The organism is Enterobacter cloacae complex sp. CDL013, from assembly GCF_049238805.1.
GTDB classification, from domain to species: Bacteria; Pseudomonadota; Gammaproteobacteria; order Enterobacterales; family Enterobacteriaceae; genus Enterobacter; species Enterobacter hormaechei_C.
Genome location: NZ_JBMKGT010000008.1, coordinates 161,634 through 183,085, shown reverse-complemented (window position 1 = coordinate 183,085; position 21,452 = coordinate 161,634). Strand labels below are relative to the sequence as shown.

The 21,452-nt window shown below is 53.2% G+C and carries 17 protein-coding genes and 1 tRNA gene; 11 read left to right on the top strand and 7 right to left on the bottom strand.

What is annotated here, in order from left to right; translation table 11 throughout:
• Positions 1-73: 73 nt before the first annotated feature.
• The 5 genes from gmk to recG are packed head-to-tail and all read left to right on the top strand — an operon-like array spanning position 74 to position 5,940.
• Positions 74-697: a guanylate kinase gene (gene gmk, locus ACOTXD_RS17870; protein WP_421766475.1), complete on the top strand. Its 624-nt coding sequence runs from the start codon at positions 74-76 to the stop codon at positions 695-697.
• 54 nt (positions 698-751) lie between these two features.
• Positions 752-1,027: a DNA-directed RNA polymerase subunit omega gene (gene rpoZ / locus ACOTXD_RS17865; protein ID WP_000135058.1), complete on the top strand. Its 276-nt coding sequence runs from the start codon at positions 752-754 to the stop codon at positions 1,025-1,027.
• Positions 1,028-1,046: 19 nt separating this feature from the next.
• On the top strand, positions 1,047-3,161 hold the full coding sequence (gene spoT, locus ACOTXD_RS17860; protein WP_003860921.1) for a bifunctional GTP diphosphokinase/guanosine-3',5'-bis pyrophosphate 3'-pyrophosphohydrolase: 2,115 nt from the start codon (positions 1,047-1,049) through the stop codon (positions 3,159-3,161).
• Between the two features lie 4 nt (positions 3,162-3,165).
• Positions 3,166-3,855, top strand: a complete 690-nt coding sequence (gene trmH, locus ACOTXD_RS17855; protein WP_003860922.1) for a tRNA (guanosine(18)-2'-O)-methyltransferase TrmH — start codon at positions 3,166-3,168, stop codon at positions 3,853-3,855.
• 3 nt (positions 3,856-3,858) lie between these two features.
• A complete protein-coding gene (gene recG / locus ACOTXD_RS17850; protein WP_003860923.1) occupies positions 3,859-5,940 on the top strand; it encodes an ATP-dependent DNA helicase RecG in 2,082 nt (693 codons plus the stop codon).
• A gap of 3 nt (positions 5,941-5,943) precedes the next feature.
• On the opposite strand, the gene gltS is transcribed toward recG, so the two are convergent.
• A complete protein-coding gene (gltS, locus tag ACOTXD_RS17845; RefSeq protein WP_023315156.1) occupies positions 5,944-7,146 on the bottom strand; it encodes a sodium/glutamate symporter in 1,203 nt (400 codons plus the stop codon).
• A 225-nt stretch (positions 7,147-7,371) separates the two neighbouring features.
• Here gltS and xanP point away from each other — a divergent pair, with 225 nt between their 5' ends.
• Together xanP and ACOTXD_RS17835 are read left to right on the top strand one after the other, a co-directional pair.
• On the top strand, positions 7,372-8,763 hold the full coding sequence (gene xanP / locus ACOTXD_RS17840) for a xanthine/proton symporter XanP (protein WP_003860925.1): 1,392 nt from the start codon (positions 7,372-7,374) through the stop codon (positions 8,761-8,763).
• A 118-nt stretch (positions 8,764-8,881) separates the two neighbouring features.
• Positions 8,882-10,576 carry an AsmA family protein gene (locus ACOTXD_RS17835; RefSeq protein WP_061856876.1) on the top strand — a complete coding sequence of 565 codons (1,695 nt, stop codon included), beginning with the start codon at positions 8,882-8,884 and terminating at the stop codon, positions 10,574-10,576.
• An 84-nt stretch (positions 10,577-10,660) separates the two neighbouring features.
• Here ACOTXD_RS17835 and yicI read toward each other — a convergent pair whose 3' ends face one another.
• Positions 10,661-12,979, bottom strand: a complete 2,319-nt coding sequence (gene yicI / locus ACOTXD_RS17830; RefSeq protein ID WP_032661006.1) for an alpha-xylosidase — start codon at positions 12,977-12,979, stop codon at positions 10,661-10,663.
• Between the two features lie 12 nt (positions 12,980-12,991).
• Positions 12,992-14,383: a glycoside-pentoside-hexuronide family transporter gene (locus tag ACOTXD_RS17825; RefSeq protein ID WP_032646751.1), complete on the bottom strand. Its 1,392-nt coding sequence runs from the start codon at positions 14,381-14,383 to the stop codon at positions 12,992-12,994.
• Between the two features lie 288 nt (positions 14,384-14,671).
• On the opposite strand from ACOTXD_RS17825, the gene ACOTXD_RS17820 reads away from it, so the two are divergent.
• The 4 genes from ACOTXD_RS17820 to ACOTXD_RS17805 all read left to right on the top strand — a co-directional run bounded on the left by ACOTXD_RS17820 (position 14,672) and on the right by ACOTXD_RS17805 (position 17,500).
• Positions 14,672-14,766 (top strand) — tRNA-Sec (locus ACOTXD_RS17820).
• A 162-nt stretch (positions 14,767-14,928) separates the two neighbouring features.
• Positions 14,929-16,119 (top strand): tyrosine-type recombinase/integrase, encoded by a 1,191-nt coding sequence (locus ACOTXD_RS17815; RefSeq protein ID WP_343459381.1) that lies wholly within the window; start codon positions 14,929-14,931, stop codon positions 16,117-16,119.
• Positions 16,107-17,057, top strand: coding sequence for a ParA family protein (locus ACOTXD_RS17810; protein ID WP_069597627.1), 951 nt, complete (start codon positions 16,107-16,109; stop codon positions 17,055-17,057). The genes ACOTXD_RS17815 and ACOTXD_RS17810 overlap by 13 nt, the downstream gene beginning before the upstream one ends.
• Complete coding sequence (locus ACOTXD_RS17805) at positions 17,057-17,500, top strand: hypothetical protein (RefSeq protein WP_421766474.1); 444 nt, start codon at positions 17,057-17,059, stop codon at positions 17,498-17,500. The genes ACOTXD_RS17810 and ACOTXD_RS17805 overlap by 1 nt, the downstream gene beginning before the upstream one ends.
• 228 nt (positions 17,501-17,728) lie before the next feature.
• On the opposite strand, the gene ACOTXD_RS17800 is transcribed toward ACOTXD_RS17805, so the two are convergent.
• From ACOTXD_RS17800 to ACOTXD_RS17785, 4 genes are all read right to left on the bottom strand, one after another.
• Positions 17,729-19,414: an AIPR family protein gene (locus tag ACOTXD_RS17800; RefSeq protein WP_069597626.1), complete on the bottom strand. Its 1,686-nt coding sequence runs from the start codon at positions 19,412-19,414 to the stop codon at positions 17,729-17,731.
• A gap of 299 nt (positions 19,415-19,713) precedes the next feature.
• On the bottom strand, positions 19,714-20,277 hold the full coding sequence (locus tag ACOTXD_RS17795) for a phage polarity suppression protein (protein ID WP_069597625.1): 564 nt from the start codon (positions 20,275-20,277) through the stop codon (positions 19,714-19,716).
• A 28-nt stretch (positions 20,278-20,305) separates the two neighbouring features.
• On the bottom strand, positions 20,306-20,524 hold the full coding sequence (locus ACOTXD_RS17790; RefSeq protein WP_023304273.1) for an ogr/Delta-like zinc finger family protein: 219 nt from the start codon (positions 20,522-20,524) through the stop codon (positions 20,306-20,308).
• A gap of 2 nt (positions 20,525-20,526) precedes the next feature.
• Positions 20,527-21,270, bottom strand: a complete 744-nt coding sequence (locus tag ACOTXD_RS17785; protein ID WP_343459379.1) for a capsid protein — start codon at positions 21,268-21,270, stop codon at positions 20,527-20,529.
• Between the last annotated feature and the right edge of the window lie 182 nt (positions 21,271-21,452).

Here is a 21,452-nt window from a genome sequence, read left to right as displayed (position 1 = left end):
ACGTCACACAGCGGCGACGTGTATAATAAGCCCGTATGTAGGACTTCTTCGTTAACACATACAAAAGACTCTCATGGCTCAAGGCACGCTTTATATTGTTTCTGCCCCTAGTGGCGCGGGTAAATCCAGCCTTATTCAGGCACTGTTAAAAACCCAACCGTTGTACGATACGCAGGTTTCTGTTTCTCACACCACGCGAGCACCGCGTCCGGGTGAAGTGCACGGTGAACACTATTTCTTTGTGAATCACGACGAATTCAGAGCGATGATTGGCAGAGACGCGTTTCTTGAACACGCAGAAGTATTCGGTAACTACTACGGTACTTCGCGTGAAACCATTGAGCAGGTTCTGGCGACCGGCGTGAACGTGTTCCTGGATATCGACTGGCAGGGCGCGCAGCAAATTCGTAAGAAAATGCCGGATTCGCGCAGTATCTTTATTTTACCGCCATCGAAAGATGAACTGGATCGCCGCCTGCGTGGTCGCGGCCAGGACAGCGAAGAAGTTATCGCGAAGCGTATGGCGCAGGCTGTTGCAGAAATGAGCCATTACGCGGAATATGATTACCTTATTGTGAATGATGATTTTGATGCCGCGCTGAGCGATCTCAAAACTATCCTTCGCGCAGAACGCCTGCGTATGAACCGCCAGAAGCAGCGACATGACGCATTAATCACCAAACTGTTGGCAGACTGAACCCACTTTCAGTATCATGCCCAGTCATTTCTTCACCTGTGGAGCATTTTAAGTATGGCACGCGTAACTGTTCAGGACGCTGTAGAGAAAATTGGTAACCGTTTTGACCTGGTGCTGGTCGCCGCGCGTCGCGCTCGTCAGATGCAGGTAGGCGGTAAAGATCCGCTGGTACCGGAAGAAAACGATAAAACCACCGTTATTGCACTTCGCGAAATCGAAGAAGGTCTGATCAACAACCAGATCCTCGACGTGCGTGAGCGCCAGGAGCAGCAAGAGCAGGAAGCCGCTGAATTACAAGCTGTTACCGCTATTGCTGAAGGTCGTCGTTAATTAAACCTGCGGGTCGCCCTTGTATCTGTTTGAAAGCCTGAATCAACTGATTCAAACCTACCTGCCTGAAGACCAGATTAAGCGTCTTCAGCAGGCGTATCTCGTTGCACGTGACGCTCACGAGGGCCAGACACGTTCAAGCGGTGAACCCTATATCACGCACCCGGTAGCGGTGGCCTGTATTCTGGCCGAGATGAAACTCGACTACGAAACGCTGATGGCCGCCCTGCTGCATGACGTGATTGAAGATACCCCTGCCACCTACCAGGACATGGAACAGCTGTTTGGCAAAAGCGTTGCCGAGCTGGTGGAAGGGGTCTCTAAGCTTGATAAGCTGAAATTCCGCGATAAGAAAGAGGCGCAGGCCGAAAACTTCCGCAAGATGATCATGGCGATGGTGCAGGATATCCGCGTCATTCTCATCAAACTCGCTGACCGCACCCACAATATGCGCACGCTGGGCTCACTTCGCCCGGATAAACGTCGCCGCATCGCCCGTGAAACCCTCGAAATCTACAGTCCGCTGGCGCACCGTTTAGGTATTCATCACATTAAAACCGAGCTGGAAGAGCTGGGTTTTGAGGCATTGTACCCGAACCGCTATCGCGTGATTAAAGAGGTGGTGAAAGCCGCTCGCGGTAACCGTAAAGAGATGATTCAAAAGATCCTCTCTGAAATCGAAGGGCGTTTGCAGGAAGCGGGCATTCCGTGCCGCGTGAGCGGTCGCGAAAAGCATTTGTACTCTATCTACTGCAAAATGGTGCTCAAAGAGCAGCGTTTTCACTCGATCATGGATATCTACGCATTCCGCGTGATCGTCCACGACTCGGACACCTGCTACCGCGTGCTGGGGCAGATGCATAGCCTGTACAAGCCACGCCCGGGGCGCGTCAAAGATTACATCGCCATTCCAAAAGCGAACGGATACCAGTCTTTGCACACCTCGATGATTGGCCCGCACGGCGTTCCGGTTGAGGTGCAAATTCGTACCGAAGACATGGATCAGATGGCGGAAATGGGTGTCGCGGCACACTGGGCCTATAAAGAGCACGGTGGTGAAAGCAGCACCACCGCGCAAATCCGCGCCCAGCGCTGGATGCAGAGCCTGCTGGAGCTGCAACAGAGCGCAGGTAGCTCGTTTGAATTTATCGAGAGCGTTAAATCCGATCTCTTCCCGGATGAGATTTACGTTTTCACGCCGGAAGGGCGCATTGTCGAACTGCCTGCGGGCGCGACACCGGTCGACTTCGCTTACGCCGTGCATACCGATATCGGCCATGCCTGCGTAGGTGCCCGCGTCGACAGGCAGCCTTATCCGCTGTCGCAGCCGCTCTTCAGCGGACAGACGGTGGAGATCATTACCGCGCCGGGGGCACGTCCTAACGCCGCCTGGCTGAACTTTGTCGTGAGCTCAAAAGCGCGCGCAAAAATCCGCCAGCTGCTGAAAAACCTCAAGCGCGACGACTCCGTTAGCCTGGGGCGTCGTCTGCTCAATCACGCGCTGGGTGGCAGCCGCAAACTGGCAGAGATCCCGCCAGAAAACATTCAGCATGAGCTGGAGCGTATGAAGCTCGCCTCGCTGGATGACCTGCTGGCAGAGATTGGTCTCGGCAACGCCATGAGCGTGGTCGTGGCGAAGAACCTGCAACAAGGTGAAACGACAGCCGTTCCTGCCACCACGCAAAATCATGGTCACCTGCCGATCAAAGGCGCTGACGGTGTGCTCATCACCTTCGCCAAATGCTGCCGTCCTATCCCGGGCGACCCGATTATTGCGCACGTCAGCCCGGGTAAAGGGCTGGTGATCCACCACGAATCCTGCCGTAACATCCGTGGCTATCAGAAAGAGCCTGAGAAGTTCATGGCGGTCGAGTGGGATAAAGAGACGGCGCAGGAATTTATCACTGAAATCAAGGTGGATATGTTCAACCACCAGGGTGCACTGGCGAACCTGACGGCAGCGATTAACACGGCCTCGTCCAACATTCAAAGCCTGAATACGGAAGAAAAAGATGGCCGCGTTTACAGCGCCTTTATTCGCCTGACCGCCCGTGACCGCGTGCATCTGGCCAATATTATGCGCAAGATCCGCGTGATGCCGGATGTCATTAAAGTCACCCGTAACCGAAACTAGCATTATGAATTCAAAACGTTACGAGCGAATCTGCGAAATGCTCGCCAGGCGTCAGCCTGATCTGACGGTCTGCATGGAGCAGGTCCATAAACCTCATAACGTCTCTGCTATCGTCCGCACCGCAGATGCCGTCGGCGTGCATGAAGTCCACGCCGTCTGGCCAGGCGCACGTATGCGTACCATGGCCTCCACCGCCGCAGGCAGCAACAGCTGGGTATCCGTGAAAACTCACCAGACTATTGGTGAAGCGGTCTCGCACCTGAAAGGGCGTGGCATGCAGGTTCTGGCAACCAACCTCTCTGCTAAAGCCGTGGATTTCCGTGAGATCGACTACACCCGTCCGACCTGTATTTTAATGGGCCAGGAGAAAACGGGGATCACGCAGGAAGCACTGGATTTGGCCGATCGGGACATCATCATTCCGATGATTGGCATGGTCCAGTCACTCAACGTGTCGGTCGCCTCAGCGCTGATCCTGTATGAAGCGCAGCGCCAGCGTCAGAATGCCGGAATGTACGAGCGCAGCAACAGTATGCTGCCGGAAGAGGAGCAGCAGCGCCTGCTGTTTGAAGGTGGCTATCCGGTTCTGGCTCGCGTTGCGAAGCAGAAGAAATTGCCTTACCCCCACGTCAACGCGCAGGGCGAAATTGAAGCCGATGCCGAGTGGTGGTCCACCATGCAGTACGCAGGGTAAATCATGAAAGGCCGCCTGCTGGACGCCATACCGCTCAACAGCCTGACGGGCGTGGGCGCGGCACAAAGCAGTAAACTGGCGAAGATTGGCCTGCACACCGTGCAGGATCTCCTGCTCCACCTCCCCCTGCGTTACGAAGACCGTACTCAGCTTTATAAAATTGGCGATCTGCTGCCCGCTATTTACGCCACCGTTGAAGGGGAAGTGCTGAACTGCAACATCACCTTTGGCGGACGCAGGATGATGACCTGCCAGATCAGCGACGGCACCGGTATTCTTACCCTGCGCTTTTTCAACTTCAATGCGGCAATGAAAAACAGCCTTGCCACTGGACGACGCGTACTTGCGTACGGTGAAGCCAAACGGGGCAAATACGGCGCGGAGATGATCCACCCGGAATACCGCGTGCAGGGCGATCTCAGCTCACCTGAGCTACAGGAGACGCTCACGCCGGTCTATCCAACCACTGAAGGCATTAAGCAGGCTACGCTGCGCAAGCTCACCGACCAGGCGCTGGAGCTGCTCGATACCTGCGCCATTAACGAGCTGCTGCCGCCGGAGCTGGCGCAGGGCATGATGAGCCTGCCAGAGGCGTTGCGCACCCTGCACCGCCCACCGCCAACGCTTCAGCTTGTTGATTTAGAGAGCGGTAAACACCCCGCCCAACGGCGTCTTATCCTTGAGGAATTACTGGCTCACAACCTGAGCATGCTGGCCCTGCGCGCAGGTGCGCAGCGTTTCCACGCGCAGCCATTAAGCCAGCGTGATGAGCTCAAAGATAAGCTGCTGGCCTCACTGCCGTTTAAACCCACCGGCGCCCAGGCGCGGGTGACCGCCGAGATCGAACGCGATATGGCGCTGGATGTGCCGATGATGCGCCTGGTGCAGGGCGATGTGGGTTCCGGTAAAACGCTGGTCGCCGCGCTGGCCGCTTTGCGCGCTATCGCCCACGGCAAGCAGGTGGCGCTGATGGCACCGACGGAACTGCTGGCCGAGCAGCACGCCAACAATTTCCGTAACTGGTTTGCCCCGCTGGGAATTGAAGTGGGCTGGCTGGCCGGGAAGCAGAAGGGCAAAGCGCGCCTTGCGCAGCAGGAGGCGATAGCCAGCGGGCAGGTGCAGATGATTGTCGGCACGCACGCCATTTTCCAGGAACAGGTGCAGTTTAACGGCCTGGCGCTGGTGATTATCGACGAACAGCACCGCTTTGGTGTTCATCAGCGTCTGGCGTTGTGGGAGAAAGGTCTGCAACAGGGCTTCCACCCGCATCAGCTGATCATGACCGCCACGCCGATTCCGCGCACCCTGGCGATGACGGCCTATGCCGATCTGGATACCTCCACCATCGACGAACTCCCCCCGGGTCGTACGCCGGTGACAACGGTCGCCATTCCGGACACGCGCCGCAGCGACATCATTGACCGCGTGCGCAACGCCTGCACCCACGAAGGACGTCAGGCTTACTGGGTCTGTACCCTGATTGAAGAGTCTGAGCTGCTGGAAGCGCAGGCTGCCGAAGCCACATGGGAAGAGTTAAAGCTCGCCCTGCCGGAGCTGAACGTCGGTCTGGTTCACGGGCGCATGAAGCCTGCCGAAAAGCAGGCGGTGATGCAGTCGTTCAAACAGGGTGAACTTCATTTACTCGTTGCGACCACGGTTATCGAAGTGGGCGTGGACGTGCCGAACTCCAGCCTGATGATTATTGAGAACCCGGAGCGCCTGGGCCTGGCGCAGCTCCACCAGCTACGAGGCCGCGTGGGCCGTGGCGCGATCGCCTCTCACTGCGTGCTGCTCTACAAAGCCCCGCTGTCGAAAACCGCGCAGATGCGTTTGCAGGTATTACGCGACAGCAATGACGGCTTCGTCATTGCGCAAAAAGATCTGGAGATCCGCGGCCCGGGTGAACTGCTGGGCACGCGTCAGACGGGTAACGCCGAATTTAAAGTGGCGGATTTGTTGCGCGATCAGGCCATGATCCCCGAAGTACAACGCCTTGCGCGTCATATTCATGAACGCTACCCCGAACAGGCGGCAGCGTTAATTGAACGCTGGATGCCGGAAACCGAGCGGTATTCCAACGCCTGACGATCAGCCAAACATCGGCAGCATCAGGTAGAGCTTAATGACCAGCGCGTTGACGATATCAATGAAGAATGCCCCCACCATCGGCACCACCAGAAACGCCATGTGCGACGGACCGAACCGTTCAGTGATCGCCTGCATGTTTGCGATGGCCGTTGGCGTTGCCCCCAGTCCAAACCCACAGTGACCCGCTGCCAGTACCGCCGCATCATAGTTTTTGCCCATCATGCGCCAGGTAACAAAGATGGCATACAGCGCCATAAACACGGCCTGTACCGCCAGGATCGCCACCATCGGCAGCGCCAGCGAGGCCAGTTCCCACAGCTTGAGGCTCATCAGCGCCATCGCCAGGAACAGCGACAGGCTGACGTTCCCCAGCACGGACACTGCGCGCTCAAAGACGCGGTAGAAGCCCATCTGCGCCAGACCGTTGCTCAGGATCACCCCGATAAACAGCACGCAGACAAAGGTTGGCAGTTCGAAAGCCGTTCCCGCCAGCCATTGCGCAACGATTTTGCCCACGGTGAGGCAGATAGCAATCATGGCGATGGTTTCAATCATCACCAGCGAGGTGATACTACGGCCAACGTCCGGTTTTTCAAATGCGGTCGGCACCATTTCATCGTCTGGCCTGCCTTCCGGCGTGGTGGAGTGTTTCACCAGATAGCGCGCCACCGGGCCGCCAATCAGCCCGCCAAGCACCAGGCCAAAGGTCGCGCAGGCCATCGCCACTTCCGTTGCGTTTTCAAAGCCATAGCGTTCGATGAACAGCTTGCTCCACGCCGCGCCAGTTCCGTGGCCACCTGACAGGGTAATCGACCCCGCCAGCAGACCCATCAGCGGATCCAGCCCCAGCAATGACGCCATACCGATGCCGATGGCGTTTTGCATCAGAAGCAGGCCCACCACAACAATCAGAAACACGCCCAGCACCTTGCCACCCGAACGCAGGCTTGCGAGGTTAGCGTTCAGGCCGATAGTGGCAAAGAAGGCCAGCATCAACGGATCTTTCAGGGACATATCAAAATCGATTTCCCAGCCCATGCTTTTTTTCAGTATCAGCAGGGCCAGCGCCACCAGCAAACCACCGGCGACGGGTTCAGGAATGGTGTACTTTTTCAGAAAGGAAACACTGTGTACCAGCTTGCGACCAAGCAGAAGAACCAGCGTTGCGGCAACAAGGGTCGACAACGTATCGAGATGAATCATAAAAGGCTCCTGTTATGCGCGTATTCCATACACACGCGGCGTTATCCTGGGCCGGGTGATGCTCGTCATGAGCCGCCGGCGCGAAAAGTGTAATTTTTTTTTCCTGTTCGTTGTAGAAAAGCTGCTCACACCGGCAGATTTTCTCTCTTTTTTTTGCTGGCAATCGTTTGCTTTTACCAGGTGGTCAGCTAAAATGCCCGCTTTTCCACCGTGGGATTGCCGCCGATGTCTGTTAACACTCTGGAGTCTGCTGATGCGCAACCGATTGCGCAGAAGCAAAACAGCGAACTGATTTACCGCCTTGAAGATCGTCCCCCGCTGCCACAAACCCTGTTTGCCGCCTGCCAGCACCTGCTGGCGATGTTCGTTGCGGTCATCACGCCGGCTCTGCTGATTTGCCAGGCGCTAGGGTTACCGGCGCAGGATACGCAACACATCATCAGTATGTCTCTGTTCGCTTCCGGCGTGGCCTCCATCATTCAAATTAAAGCCTGGGGTCCGGTGGGTTCAGGTTTGCTGTCGATTCAGGGCACCAGCTTTAACTTTGTGGCTCCGCTGATCATGGGCGGTACGGCACTGAAAACCGGCGGCGCAGATGTCCCGACGATGATGGCGGCGCTTTTCGGCACCCTGATGCTGGCAAGCTGCACAGAGATGTTCATCTCCCGCGTTCTGCACCTGGCGCGCCGGGTGATTACCCCGCTGGTCTCCGGCGTGGTGGTGATGATTATCGGCCTGTCGCTGATTCAGGTGGGTCTGACCTCCATCGGGGGCGGCTACGCGGCAATGAGCGACCATACCTTCGGCGCGCCGAAAAACCTGCTGCTGGCAGGCGTGGTGCTGGCGATCATTATTCTGCTTAACCGTCAGCGTAACCCGTACCTGCGCGTGGCATCGCTGGTGATCGCCATGGCGGCCGGTTACCTGCTGGCGTGGGCGCTGGGTATGCTCCCGGAGAACACCACCCCAACCAACAGCGCGTTGATTACCGTGCCAACGCCGCTCTACTATGGCCTGGGCATTGACTGGAGTCTGCTCCTGCCGCTGATGCTGGTCTTTATGATTACCTCGCTGGAAACCATTGGCGATATCACCGCCACCTCCGACGTGTCCGAGCAGCCGGTCTCCGGCCCGCTGTACATGAAACGTCTTAAAGGTGGCGTGCTGGCGAACGGACTGAACTCGTTTGTCTCGGCGGTGTTCAACACCTTCCCGAACTCCTGCTTCGGCCAGAACAACGGCGTGATCCAGCTGACCGGCGTGGCCAGCCGCTACGTGGGCTTCGTGGTGGCGCTGATGCTCGTGGTCCTCGGCCTGTTCCCGGCGGTAAGCGGATTTGTACAGCACATTCCCGAGCCGGTGCTGGGCGGCGCGACGCTGGTCATGTTCGGTACCATCGCGGCCTCCGGCGTGCGTATCGTCTCCCGCGAGCCGCTGAACCGCCGCGCAATCATGATTATTGCGCTGTCTCTCGCCGTAGGGCTTGGCGTCTCCCAGCAGCCGATGATTTTGCAGTTTGCCCCGGACTGGGTGAAAAACCTGCTCTCTTCCGGCATCGCCGCGGGCGGTATTACCGCTATCGTGCTGAATCTCATTTTCCCGCCTGAAAAGAACTGATCCCCACACGGCAGGCTGTCAATGCCTGCCGTGACATCTCTTTACACCATTCCCGCCTTGAGCATTGCGCATAATTCGTGCATAACACCCTTATGTGCGTTTCGCGGGAAGGAAGACCATGAAATTTATTGGAAAGCTGCTTATCTATCTTCTGGTAGCCCTGCTCATTGTAGTGCTAGCCTTTTATTTTCTGCTCCAGACCCGCTGGGGCGCATCGCAGGTCAGCAGCTGGATCACGGTGAATACCGATTACGAGCTCAACTTTGACCTGATGGATCACCGCTTTTCATCCCCTTCTCACATCCTTCTGGAAAACGTTACCTTCGGACGAGATGGCAAACCGGCCACGCTGGTCGCTAAAAAAGTGGATATTGGCTTAAACAGCCGCCAGATCACCGACCCGCTACATATGGATGCCATCATCCTGTTCGATGGCACGCTGAATTTATCGCCGCAGACGGCGCCGCTGCCGTTCCAGGCCGACCGTCTGCAACTGAATAACATGGCCTTTAACAGCCCGAATACGGAGTGGGATCTCAGTGCGCAAAAGGTGACCGGCGGCGTCAGCCCGTGGCAGCCCGAGGCGGGGAACGTACTGGGGAAAAATGCGCAAATCCAGATGAGCGCCGGGTCGCTCACCCTCAACGGCATACCGGCCAACAACGTGCTGATTCAGGGACAACTCAACGGCAAAGAGGTGGCGCTGAATACCATCGGTGCCGATATGGCGCGCGGCTCGCTTACGGGCTCGGCTCTGCGTAATGCCGACGGTGGCTGGGTTATCAACACCCTGCGTCTGAATGAGATCCGCCTGCAAAGCGACAAATCGCTGCTGGATTTCTTCGCCCCTCTCTCCACCCTGCCTTCGTTACAGATTGGGCGGCTGGAAGTGACCGATGCCCGTCTACAGGGGCCAGACTGGGCGGTAACCGACCTCGATCTCAGCCTGCGTAACCTCACCCTGAGTAAAGGAGACTGGCAAAGCCAGGAGGGACGGTTATCCATGAACGCCAGCGAATTTATCTACGGCTCGCTGCATCTGTTTGACCCTATCCTGAATGCGGAATTCTCGCCGCAGGGCATTGCGCTGCGTCAGTTCACCTCCCGCTGGGAAGGGGGCATGGTGCGCACCTCCGGCAACTGGCTGCGCGAGGGTCAGGCGCTGGTGCTGGACGACGTTGCGATTGCCGGGCTGGAATATACGCTTCCGGAAAACTGGAAAACGCTGTGGATGGACCCGCTCCCGGCATGGCTGAACAGCGTGACGCTGAAAAAATTCGGCCTGAGCCGCAACCTGGTGATCGACATCGATCCGGCGTTCCCGTGGCAGATCACCTCCCTCGACGGTTATGGCGCTAATTTGCGGCTGGCGCAGGATCACAAGTGGGGCGTGTGGGGCGGTAACGCAACCCTCAACGGGGCGGCAGCGACCTTTAACCGCGTCGACGTGCGTCGCCCGTCGCTGGCGCTGAATGCCAACGCCGCAACGGTAAATATTACCGATCTGAGCGCCTTTACCGAGAAAGGGATCCTGGAGGCGACCGCCACGGTTTCACAGCTGCCGCAGCGGCAGACCACCGTGAGCCTGAACGGGCGCGGTGTACCACTCAACGTCTTGCAGCAGTGGGGCTGGCCAGCGCTGCCGATTACGGGCGACGGCAATATTCAGCTCACCGCCAGCGGCAGCGTGCAGGCGAATGCGCCGCTGAAGCCGACGGTGAACGGGAAGCTGAGCGCGGTGAATATGGATAAACAGCAGGTGCAACAGACGATGACGGGTGGTGTGGTGTCGACGGTGGCTCCGGCACAGTAAATAGCCGGGTGGCGGCTTCGCCTTACCCGGCCTACGATCTCATGTAGGCCCGGTAAGCTAAGCGCCACCGGGCATTTTTCCAGCTCAGAGGTGAACCACCACCTCATCCCCCTCGGCTTTCACCACCACACCCCACTCGCTGCCCGCATGTGAACCGCCTTTTACGCCGCCGACCTTCTGCACGTTGCGCAAGCACACCGACCAGTTTTGCGCATCTCCCGTGCCGGTAAAGGTCACGACGTCGCCCTGACGTGACGCCTTCAGCGTAAACAACACGGAACCGTCCGCCGCAGGCACTTCACTCACCGCCGTTGCGCCATCGCTCAGGTTGAAGAGCTGGAAGGCTGTCCCCTCATGCCACGCATAGTCCGGCTTCTGGTTATTATTGCCGAGCGCCAGCAGCGTGTTGTCGCGCACATAGACCGGCAGGCTCTGGAAATCGTGCTGCTGCTTATGCCAGCGGCTACCCTCGATTTCGTCGTTGTGCCACAGGTGCGTCCAGCGCCCTTCCGGCAGCCAGAACTGCACGTCGCCCGCCTCGGAGAACACCGGCGCCACCATCATTGAATCCCCCAGCATGTACTGACGGTCAAGATAGTCACACGCCGGATCGTCCGGGAACTCCAGCATCATCGCCCGCAGCATCGGCGTGCCGAACTCACGCGCCAGAGCCGCCTGACGATACAGGTACGGCATCAGCTGGCATTTCAGCTGCGTGAAGTGGCGCACCACGTCGCAGGACTCGTCATCGTACGCCCACGGCACGCGGTAGGATTTGCTGCCGTGCAGGCGGCTGTGGCTGGAGAACAGCCCGAACGCGCACCAGCGTTTGTAGACGTGCGCCGGAGCGGTGTTTTCGAACCCGCCGATATCGTGGCTCCAGAACCCGAAGCCGGACAGGCCAATCGACAGCCCGCCGCGCAGGCTTTCGGCCATCGATTCATAGTTGGCGTAGCAGTCGCCGCCCCAGTGTACCGGGAACTGTTGCGCCCCCAAGGACGCGGAGCGGGCAAACAGCACCGCCTCTTCTTCTCCCACCGTCTCTTTCAGCACGTTCCACACCAGTTCGTTGTAGATGTAGGCGTAATGGTTGTGCATCTTCTGCGGATCGGAACCGTCAAACCACTGGACGTCCGTCGGGATACGCTCGCCGAAATCGGTCTTGAAGCAGTCGACTCCGATCTCCACCAGGCCTTTCAACTTGTCGGCGTACCACCGGCACGCGTCCGGGTTGGTGAAGTCGTAGATCGCCAGCCCCGGCTGCCATTTGTCCCACTGCCACAGGGAGCCGTCCGGGCGCTTCAGCAGGTAGCCCTTCTCTTTCAACTCGCGGAAGATCGGCGATTTCTGGCCGATGTACGGGTTGATCCACACGCAGACCTTCAGCCCTTTCTCTTTCAGGCGGCGGATCATCCCTTCCGGATCCGGGAAGGTCACCGGGTCCCACTCGAAGTCGCACCACTGGAAGGCCTTCATCCAGAAGCAGTCGAAGTGGAAGACGTGCAGCGGCAGGTCGCGCTCGGCCATGCCGTCGATAAAGCTGTTCACCGTGGCTTCGTCGTAGTTGGTGGTGAAGGAGGTGGTGAGCCACAGGCCGAACGACCACGCAGGCGGCAGCGCCGGACGGCCAGTGAAGCGGGTATAGCGGTTCAGCACTTCTTTCGGCGTCGGGCCGTCGATCACAAAGTACTCGAGATATTCCCCTTCCACGCTGAACTGCACTTTGGACACTTTCTCGGAGCCGACTTCAAACGAGACGTTTTCCGGGTGATTCACCAGCACGCCGTAGCCGCGGTTGGTCAGGTAGAACGGGATGTTTTTGTAGGACTGCTCGGTGCTGGTGCCCCCGTCGCGGTTCCAGGTCTCGACCGTCTGACCGTTGCGCACCAGGGCGGTGAAGCGCTCGCCCAGGCCGTAGACCGTTTCCCCCACGCCCAGATCCAGACGTTCAAACACATAGTTGCGATCGGTATTGCTGTCCTGTACGTAGCCGTTGTTTTTCAGCTGGCTGCCGGTAATGCGCTGGCCGTTGCGCAGGAAATCCAGCGCCCAGAACTCGCCTTTGGTGACGCGCACGCTGACGCTGCCGCTTTTCAGCTCGGCAAACTCGGCGTTGTTTTCAATCTCTACCTTCACGTCTTTCAGAACGTTCAGCGGATAGTGCGGGCCTTTATTCAGCGCGCCCTGGAAGTGCTCAATGCGCACCCCGACAATCCCTTCCTGCGGGGCAAACAGGCGCACCGTGAACATCAACGTGTCGAGCTGCCAGGTGCGTTCGCGCACGTCACGCGGCGCGACGTACACCACCAGGTCATTGCCCTGCTGCTCCACGTCGAACACCTGCACCGGATAGGTCACGTTCAGGCCCGGTTGAATAAGCCAGTTTCCATCACTGATTTTCATGCTTTCGTCCTCTTAGTTCTGCAATTCTTTGCTGACCGGCAGGTTTTCAAACTCCTGCTGATTGCGGCGCGCGCCCTGCGCCAGCTCGCCCAGGATTTTGGTCAGGAAGGGGGTTTTCAGCGTGTAGTAGCGTTTGGCGATAATGGCGCTCAGCACGTAGCAGATCGCCGGTGCCAGCGTAAACAGGCCGATAATGATACTGATGGTCGCGCTGTTCTGGGTTTTGGCCGCCGCGTCGTAGCCGCCGCCTGCCAGCATCCAGCCGATCATCGCCCCGCCCAGCGCCAGGCCGAGCTTCAGCACGAACAGCGTGCCCGCAAAGCTGATGCCGGTCAGACGTTTGCCATTGGTCCATTCGCCGTAGTCGACGGTATCGGACATCATTACCCACTGAATCGGCGTCACCAGCTGGTGCAGCACGCCGATAACGAAGATGAAGCCGAACATCAGCACGGTGGCATGCATCGGCACGAAGAACATCGCCACGCTGACCACCGCCAGCGCGGCGTTGGTCCACCAGAAGATGCTCACCTTGCACTTCCAGTCGGTGAGCGGTTTCGCCAGCGCCGAGCCGATCAGGTTACCGACGCAGTAGGTGGTGAGGAAGGCGACGAACACCTCCGGCGAGCCCATGATCCAGGTGCAGTAGTACATCATCGCGCCGCCGCGCACGCAGACGGCGAGGATGTTGAGGATGGTGAGCACGCCGACGATACGCCACTGGTCGTTTTGCCAGATGTCGCGCAGATCTTCACGCATGGAGGTGGTGCTCGGCGGCACCTGGATGCGCTCTTTGGTGGTGAAGAAGCAGAACGCCAGCATCAGGAACGCGACCACCGACAGCACGGCGATCCCGCCCTGGAAGCCGAACGCTTTATCGTCGCCGCCAATCAGGTTCACCAGCGGCATCATCAGCACCGTAGAGAGCATGCCGCCCGCCGTCGCCAGCACAAAGCGCCAGGACTGGAGGGAGATACGCTGCGTCGGGTCGTTGGTGATCACGCCGCCCAGCGCGCAGTACGGGATGTTGACCACGGTATAGAGCAGGGTCAGCAGCGTGTAGGTGATGGCGGCGTAAACCATTTTGCCGTTGAGGCTCAGGTCCGGCGTGGTATACGCCAGCACGCAGACGATGCCGAACGGGATAGCGCCAAACAAAATCCATGGACGGAACTTGCCCCAGCGGCTGCGGGTGCGGTCGGCAATCAGCCCCATGCACGGGTCGGAGATCGCATCCAGCGCGCGGGCCAGCAGGAACATGGTGCCGACAAACCCGGCGGGAATACCAAAAATATCGGTGTAGAAAAACATCATATAAAGCATGACGTTATCAAAAATGATATGGCTGGCGGCGTCTCCCATGCCGTAGCCAATCTTCTCTTTTACTGAAAGTACTTCGCTCATATTTTTATCCTTCACGCTGTAGGGGGCGCTGAGACCGGTTGCATTGGTTTTAAACCATTGTTTCAGGAGCGGGTATTGCGTTTTCTGGTTAAGAGATTACGTTTCTTGTTTTTTGTGATCGGGATAAAAGTTGGTGAGCACGAAATGCTAACCTGAGGATTTTCTTAAGAATTAGCTGAAACAGGGGGATTCAGGTCAAAAGAGAGGTGAAAAAAGTGGTGTGGGGTATGTGGTAAATGCCTGAAAGTAGCTATAATGCGCCCCGCCTCCATGTAGCAATCGAGGCGCGGAAGATCGTCATCTCCGGTGAGGTGGCTGGACTTCAAATCCAGTTGGGGGCGCCAGCGTTCCCGGGCAGGTTCGACTCCTGTGATCTTCCGCCAAACCCCCTCCGCAGCCATCCGAGAAATTCTAAAAATTCCTTATTTTTTAATATATATAGTGAATAAATCATCCGTAACCGTCCGACAAGTTCTCCCTGAATCCGTGAAAAATATGTATAGTGATGTGTATAGATTTTTTATACATATTTTTGACTTATACACATGCTACTAACAGACATACAAATTAAACGAGCAAAGCCCCAAGACAAGCCCTACACATTGAACGATGGACAAGGCCTGTCATTACTCATCAATCCAGACGGCTCAAAGGGCTGGCGCTTCCGTTTTCGCTTTGCCGGTAAAGCACGGCTAATGTCATTTGGCAGCTACGACCTTGTGAGCCTCGCAGAAGCACGTGAGAAACGCGATAGAGCCCGTAAGCAGGTAGCAAACGGCATAGACCCAGTAGAAGAACGTAAAGCCCAAAAGCTGGCACAGCAAATCTCAACAGAGAACTCATTCGAAGCCATATGTCGAGAATGGCACACCAACAAAGCTGACCGCTGGACAGTAGCCTATCGCGAGGAAATCATTAAGACATTTGAACAAGATGTGTTCCCGTTCATTGGTAAACGCCCTATCAGTGAAATCAAACCATTAGAACTGCTTGAAGTATTGCGACGAATAGAGAAGCGTGGAGCACTAGAGAAGACCAGAAAAGTGCGCCAAAGATGCGGCGAGGTCTATCGCTATGCAATCATAACTGGCCGCGCTGAATACAATCCTGCGCCTGATTTAGCCATCGCTCTGGCCGTTCCTAAGCAAAAACATCATCCATTTCTATCTGCCGAAGAATTGCCTCATTTTATTCGGGATCTCGAAGCCTATACCGGTAGCATCATCACCAAAAATGCTACGAAGATAGTCATGCTGACTGGTGTAAGAACGCAGGAGATGCGTTTTGCTACGTGGGAAGAAGTAGACCTCGAAAAAGGTATATGGGAGATTCCAGCAGAACGTATGAAAATGCGTAGGCCTCACATTGTTCCTTTATCTACTCAGGTAGTTGACCTTTTTAAACAGCTTAAACCTATTACCGGCCAATACCCATACATCTTTATTGGCAGGAACAACCGCAGCAAACCGATCTCGAAAGAAAGCGTATCGCAAGTGATTGAGTTACTTGGTTACAAAGGACGTGCTACCGGTCACGGTTTTAGGCATACAATGTCGACAATTCTACACGAGCAAGGGTTTGATAGCTCATGGATTGAAATGCAATTGGCGCATGTAGATAAAAATACTATTCGTGGAACATATAACCATGCGCAGTATTTAGAAAAAAGAATCTCTATGATGCAATGGTACAGTGATAATATTTATTCAAACAAGGAGTTCACATGGCAAAAATAATAAGCATGATCAACTGGAAAGGTGGTGTTGGTAAATCGACCCTATCTTTACATATTGGCGTTGGATTAATGCTAGGTTCAGATGAAAGACCAAAAGTGCTACTTATTGATTTGGATCCTCAATCAAATTTATCATATTTAGCTCTTGGAGTGAAAAAATACGTACACCATGTATACACCAAAAAAAAACCCACATTAAAAAATATATTTGATGATTATTTTGACGGTAAAACATTCAATACCCGTGCAGCTATAATAAAACAACCAATAGCCGCTGGCCCTGGAGAAATTTGGCTTAATGTTGATTTACTACCCTCCCATCACGAATTAGTACTCGTTGACATGATGTTAGCAAGGGAAAAGAAAAGTGCATCATCTCACCAAAGGGAAACAGAGCTTGAACTTGATAAGATGGCAATTATTAAAAAAGCAATAGATCAAGTTGCAGATGAATATGATTATATTATCCTTGACTGCCCGCCAAATATAAACCTTGTTACACAGAATGCATTCTTTGCGAGCGAATTATACCTAATACCTGCAATTCCAGATTTTCTTTCTACTGTCGGTATTTCTCTTATTAAATCAGAAATGGATAAGCTAAATAAAAATTTCAGAGGAATGATTCAATATTCAAATTCAAATATTGAATTTAATGACACTGAAATGCTTGGGATCATTTTCAACATGGTAAATGAATATGGTGAGAAGCCCAAAGCGACTCACGAGGAAACAATAGAAGATGTAAGAAAACAACATCCGAATATGGTATTCGAAAATTATATTACAGATGGTGATGGAATATCTGTCGCTTCTGAAAATAACTTAACTGTTTTCAGTTACGGATCTTTACCTCGCTCTAAACCTAATGCAGAAAAGCAAAGCCATTATCTGACTAAAGTCGTTAGCGAACTCTATGAAAAATTGGAGAATATATAATGAAGACTCATGAGTTAATTTCCTTAGCTGAATATATATCTAAGATAATGGCTCACTATCCAAACAAAAGTGTAGAGTATGCTCTGGATGATATATTAAATTTGCTAGAAACACGCAACAGCGAAACATCGCTCACCAATAAAAAAGAACCAAAAACGCAAACACAAATAAATAGTAGATTATCTAAATCTATAAAAGACAGCATTTCACTACAATATGTCTTTGGAGGAAACTCGAAACCAGACGATGAAACTAGTGAATCATTAAGTAATTTATCTCTCGCCGAGCTAAAAGAAATAGCAACTAAAATGGGCATTAGGACATCATCAAGGCAAAATAAAGGTGTGTTAGTTATGAATATATCCAAAACAATGGAACGGAGAAAGATAGATTCAACAATTAAAGATAAAGATAAAGATAAAGATAAAGATAAAGATAATTAATGCCGTCTTTTAAACATAGTTTTCGCCCTCTTACATTTAGGGGGCGACAAGGGTTAATTATTATAAAAAATAACTTAATACACTCATCACCATTTGATTGTACTATACGGTAAAATACATAAACTCTGCAAAATTAGTAATAACTGATTCAACTAGATGGCCGAGTTTAATATTAAAGATAGCCAAATGCCGCATAAGCGGCATTTTTAATAACACAGTGTAAAATGATTAAATTTTCTCAGATATAGCCTTACAGATACTTGCGTTTTTAAATAAAGTAGCAAGGAATTTATCTTTGTAGTTCTCTTCAATTTCTAACATTAATTTCTCAAGCATACATGCTGTGCTTTTCTGCCAGTCAATTGTATTAATATCAAAATCAAAGTTATTTGCAATTTTATGGATTGCCAGTGTTCTAAAAACTAGAAATGCTAACATTCTATTGCCATGAACAAGAACTCCATATTCCTTACCCGATTTTTTAGGTAGGTTTGCAATCATTGAACCAATAATTTCATCTATTTTTCGCAAGGCGAAAACAGTATTCCGCAAGTAAATACCATTAGTTTGTGGGTTGAAAATGGTTTTATATGGCGCTTTCTTAAGATTGTCATAAAAACGACCAATTTCTCTTTTTGCCTGAACTGCCAGACCAACTTGCGTAGATGCGCAAGCCAATGCAATAGTCGCCTCAGATAAATCAATTATGGCGGTAGAAGTTTTAACGTTCTCACTCCTGACTATATTATACTCAATACCTTCAAGTGACAATTCTTTTTTCAACCGTATTTGTTCGTCATCTAAGGAGACAAAGTCTCTACTCTCGATCCTATTTTGACGGTTGTTGGTTTTTGTCACACTAGCACCAAAGTCCTCAGGCGCTCCTTCTAGTGAAATTAACCGGATAGGTAAACGTAATTTATTAAGGTTCGCCCCGCCATCCTGCGCATATTTACCAATTACGCTTACTGTTTGTGCACCATTAACAATACTAATATTATTCGCTTTAAACGAACCAATATCTCTACTATTTCCACCAACCATTGATTTCTTTATGGATTCGGCAACAATTGTTACACCGTTATTGTAATACCAAAAATTCTCAGGTTGTTCTTCAATTGTTCTCTTAACTTCATCATTTACTTCAGTGGCACCTAACATTTGTCTAATATTTTTGGCAAATAGTCTTTTCCCTTTTTTCACCCACCAATTTGCAACTTCTTCGCCAGCTACAATCCCGAAGAAACCTTGATGTGGTTCTTCAATTTTTCCCCATTGCGAGAGACCAATCTCAAGATCGATTGGTTCACCATCCATACCAGATGCAAGCCCACTATGTATTATCGCCTGATTTAGATGGTGGAAATTAACAACATCCTCACTAGTACCATCACCAGCATCGTTTAACTCATTAAGTATTGAGTCCATTACTTGCTGGTTATGTTTACTTAGAGTATTTGAACCAGTATGAATTAAAACAAGATCGAACTTCGTATCAAATTCACCTAAAGCAGTTTCAATCATCTGCTTTTTAAGATTCACTTTATTGTTAAATTTATCAAGTTCAAGATTAATGAGATCCAATACACCATCTTTAAACTTTCTTAAGTCACCGTTATCAGGCTCTCCTGTTCCATCTTTTTTCCATTTAGATTGAACAATGATCATTCTTTTACTTGAAGGAGAATAATGAATTGCATCAATACCATTATCATCGGCACCATCAACAACTGCTGACGCAGCTTCATCTATCGATGTATCTCCAATACAATAAACGGCGTATGCAGAAAGACAACGGGTTAATATTTTAGTTTGTATTTCTTTATCTATAGGATTGAGATCACTGCTATCAATTTTATCAGCGAATAACGCATTAATTTTGCTTCCAATTTGATTTACGTGAATAATGCTCATTTTTTATTTATCCTTTAAGGGGAGCACTGAGAGGGGTTAAAATTTTCATACCTTTTTCTACGCGTTTTTGGCCGTTGAATCAATTACTTTAGTCAGTTCTGGCGCGCAGTGCTCTCCCCGCCACGCCTGCACGCTTAAGGGGGCGCTTTTAATGCAGGCGCATGACCGGCCTCAGAGCGCGCCAGTGCTGGCGCTGGCGGGGAATTCAGTGTTGTTAAAACGCATGCAAAACCATGCACCTATGCATGCATGGCTTTTATACGTAAAAATGGCGGGATTTTCGGGGATTTTTAAGCGGACTACTGCACGGCCAGTTCTGCACGGCGGCGGGTGTAATTCAGGTTCTGTGCAGGCGTGAATTTTTCACGATTATCATCGCGCGAAGCCGCATCAGGCCTGAATCCGATGGCCGTTAAAATGTCATTATCCTGCGCCGAATAATTAATTTTTTCACCGGCGACCAGCCAGAGCTGTAGCGCCTCACGCAGACAGTCGAGTGAATGCTGCATGGCACAGCGCTGAACGGCGGAGTGTTGCCCGGAATAATTCATCAGCTCCGGGGCAAGGGCGGCGGCCAGCTCCGCGCCGTGTACCTGCATAAAATCATTTAAACGGTCGCGGATACTGATGCGCTGCACCTCCTCATGCGAACGGATATAGCGACCGGCAGCCTGATTAATTTCCCATTTTTTCACGTCGATAATCTCGCGCAGGGTTTGCAGGCTCCGGCCGCTGTGGCCGTTACCGGCAAGCTGTTCGCGGTATGTCTGTTCGGCCTGCTTCAGTTCATCCCGGCGTTGCAACCAGGCGGATTTGTTTGCCTGACAGGCCTCAAAGGCTTTCTGTAGAGTCAGTATGGTCACGTATGTTTCTCCTGATGACTGGCCGTGCTTACGCACCGGCACGGTTAACGATGGCCGCCGGTGCGGGTACCGGGATGACCGGCTCTGTTGCCGGTGAACGAATAACCCCGTCGATGGATTCAAGCGTGCGGAACGTGGCCGAGCACTCGATGTTCATGCACTGGTGATAGCGCTGTTTGACGTTATCGGACAGATACCGACTGGTGCGGGAATGCGCGCTGGTTTTGCAGAACGGGCAGTGAAACATGCTTACCCCTCCGCTTTTGTCTCGCCATTTTCAGCCAGTTTTCTGGCAAGCATCATTCTCTTCGCAGGGCTGCGTAACAGCTCCGTATCAACGTCAGTAATCTGCGGCCGGTGCATGCCCGTCACGGACAACACCGGCTCCTGCGTCATATCGAAGTGATACAGGCTGCCCTGACGACTCAGCGCATCGCGCAGCTCGCCAGTGGCCACGGACTGCGGGGCGCTTTCTCCCTTCATTTCGAGGGCACGAATGCGCAGCAGGAAAGCGCGGATGAGGGTGACAGGAACCGCATTGACAGCCTGAGCCCATTCCGCACCGGCATAAGCGGTAAAGGCATCTTCATGCGCTGAAAGGTATTTATTGCCGGTGGAGCAGGCAGTCAGCATGGCGCGCGTCCGGTCGGCCTCCAGCTCCGCAATCAGGCCGGTAAACTCGTCGGCCAGCTCGCGACTGGCGATACGCCTGCTGTGCTCAGCTTTCATTTCAGGCGTGAGACTGCCGCGCAGGGTGCGAAAGCGGCTGCGCCAGTCCTGCTCCGCCTCAGCGCTCTCATCGAGGGCTGTCTGCCGCTCCTGCTTACAGCGTTCAATGGACGTATCAATCTCTTTCAGCGCCTGCATGCTGGCCGCGTGGGTGTCTCTGGCCGCAGTGAATGCGCTCAGCTTGTCGGTGATGTGCGGACTGTTCTCTGCGTACTGCTGAGCGGCTACATCTTGCAGGGCGGTGATGAGTGTTTCGGGTTTCATGTTCAGGCTCTCCGTTTATTCAACCTGTAATGATTCTGCCCTTCATCACACAACATCTCGATTCATTGCAGTTGTGGCAGTTCTGGCACAAACAGCACTCAAAACCCGGCTGGCCAGAGAAAGGTCTCAGCAAAACCTTACTCATCGTTTGTTTTTTTACTTATAACTATTCACCACTGTTC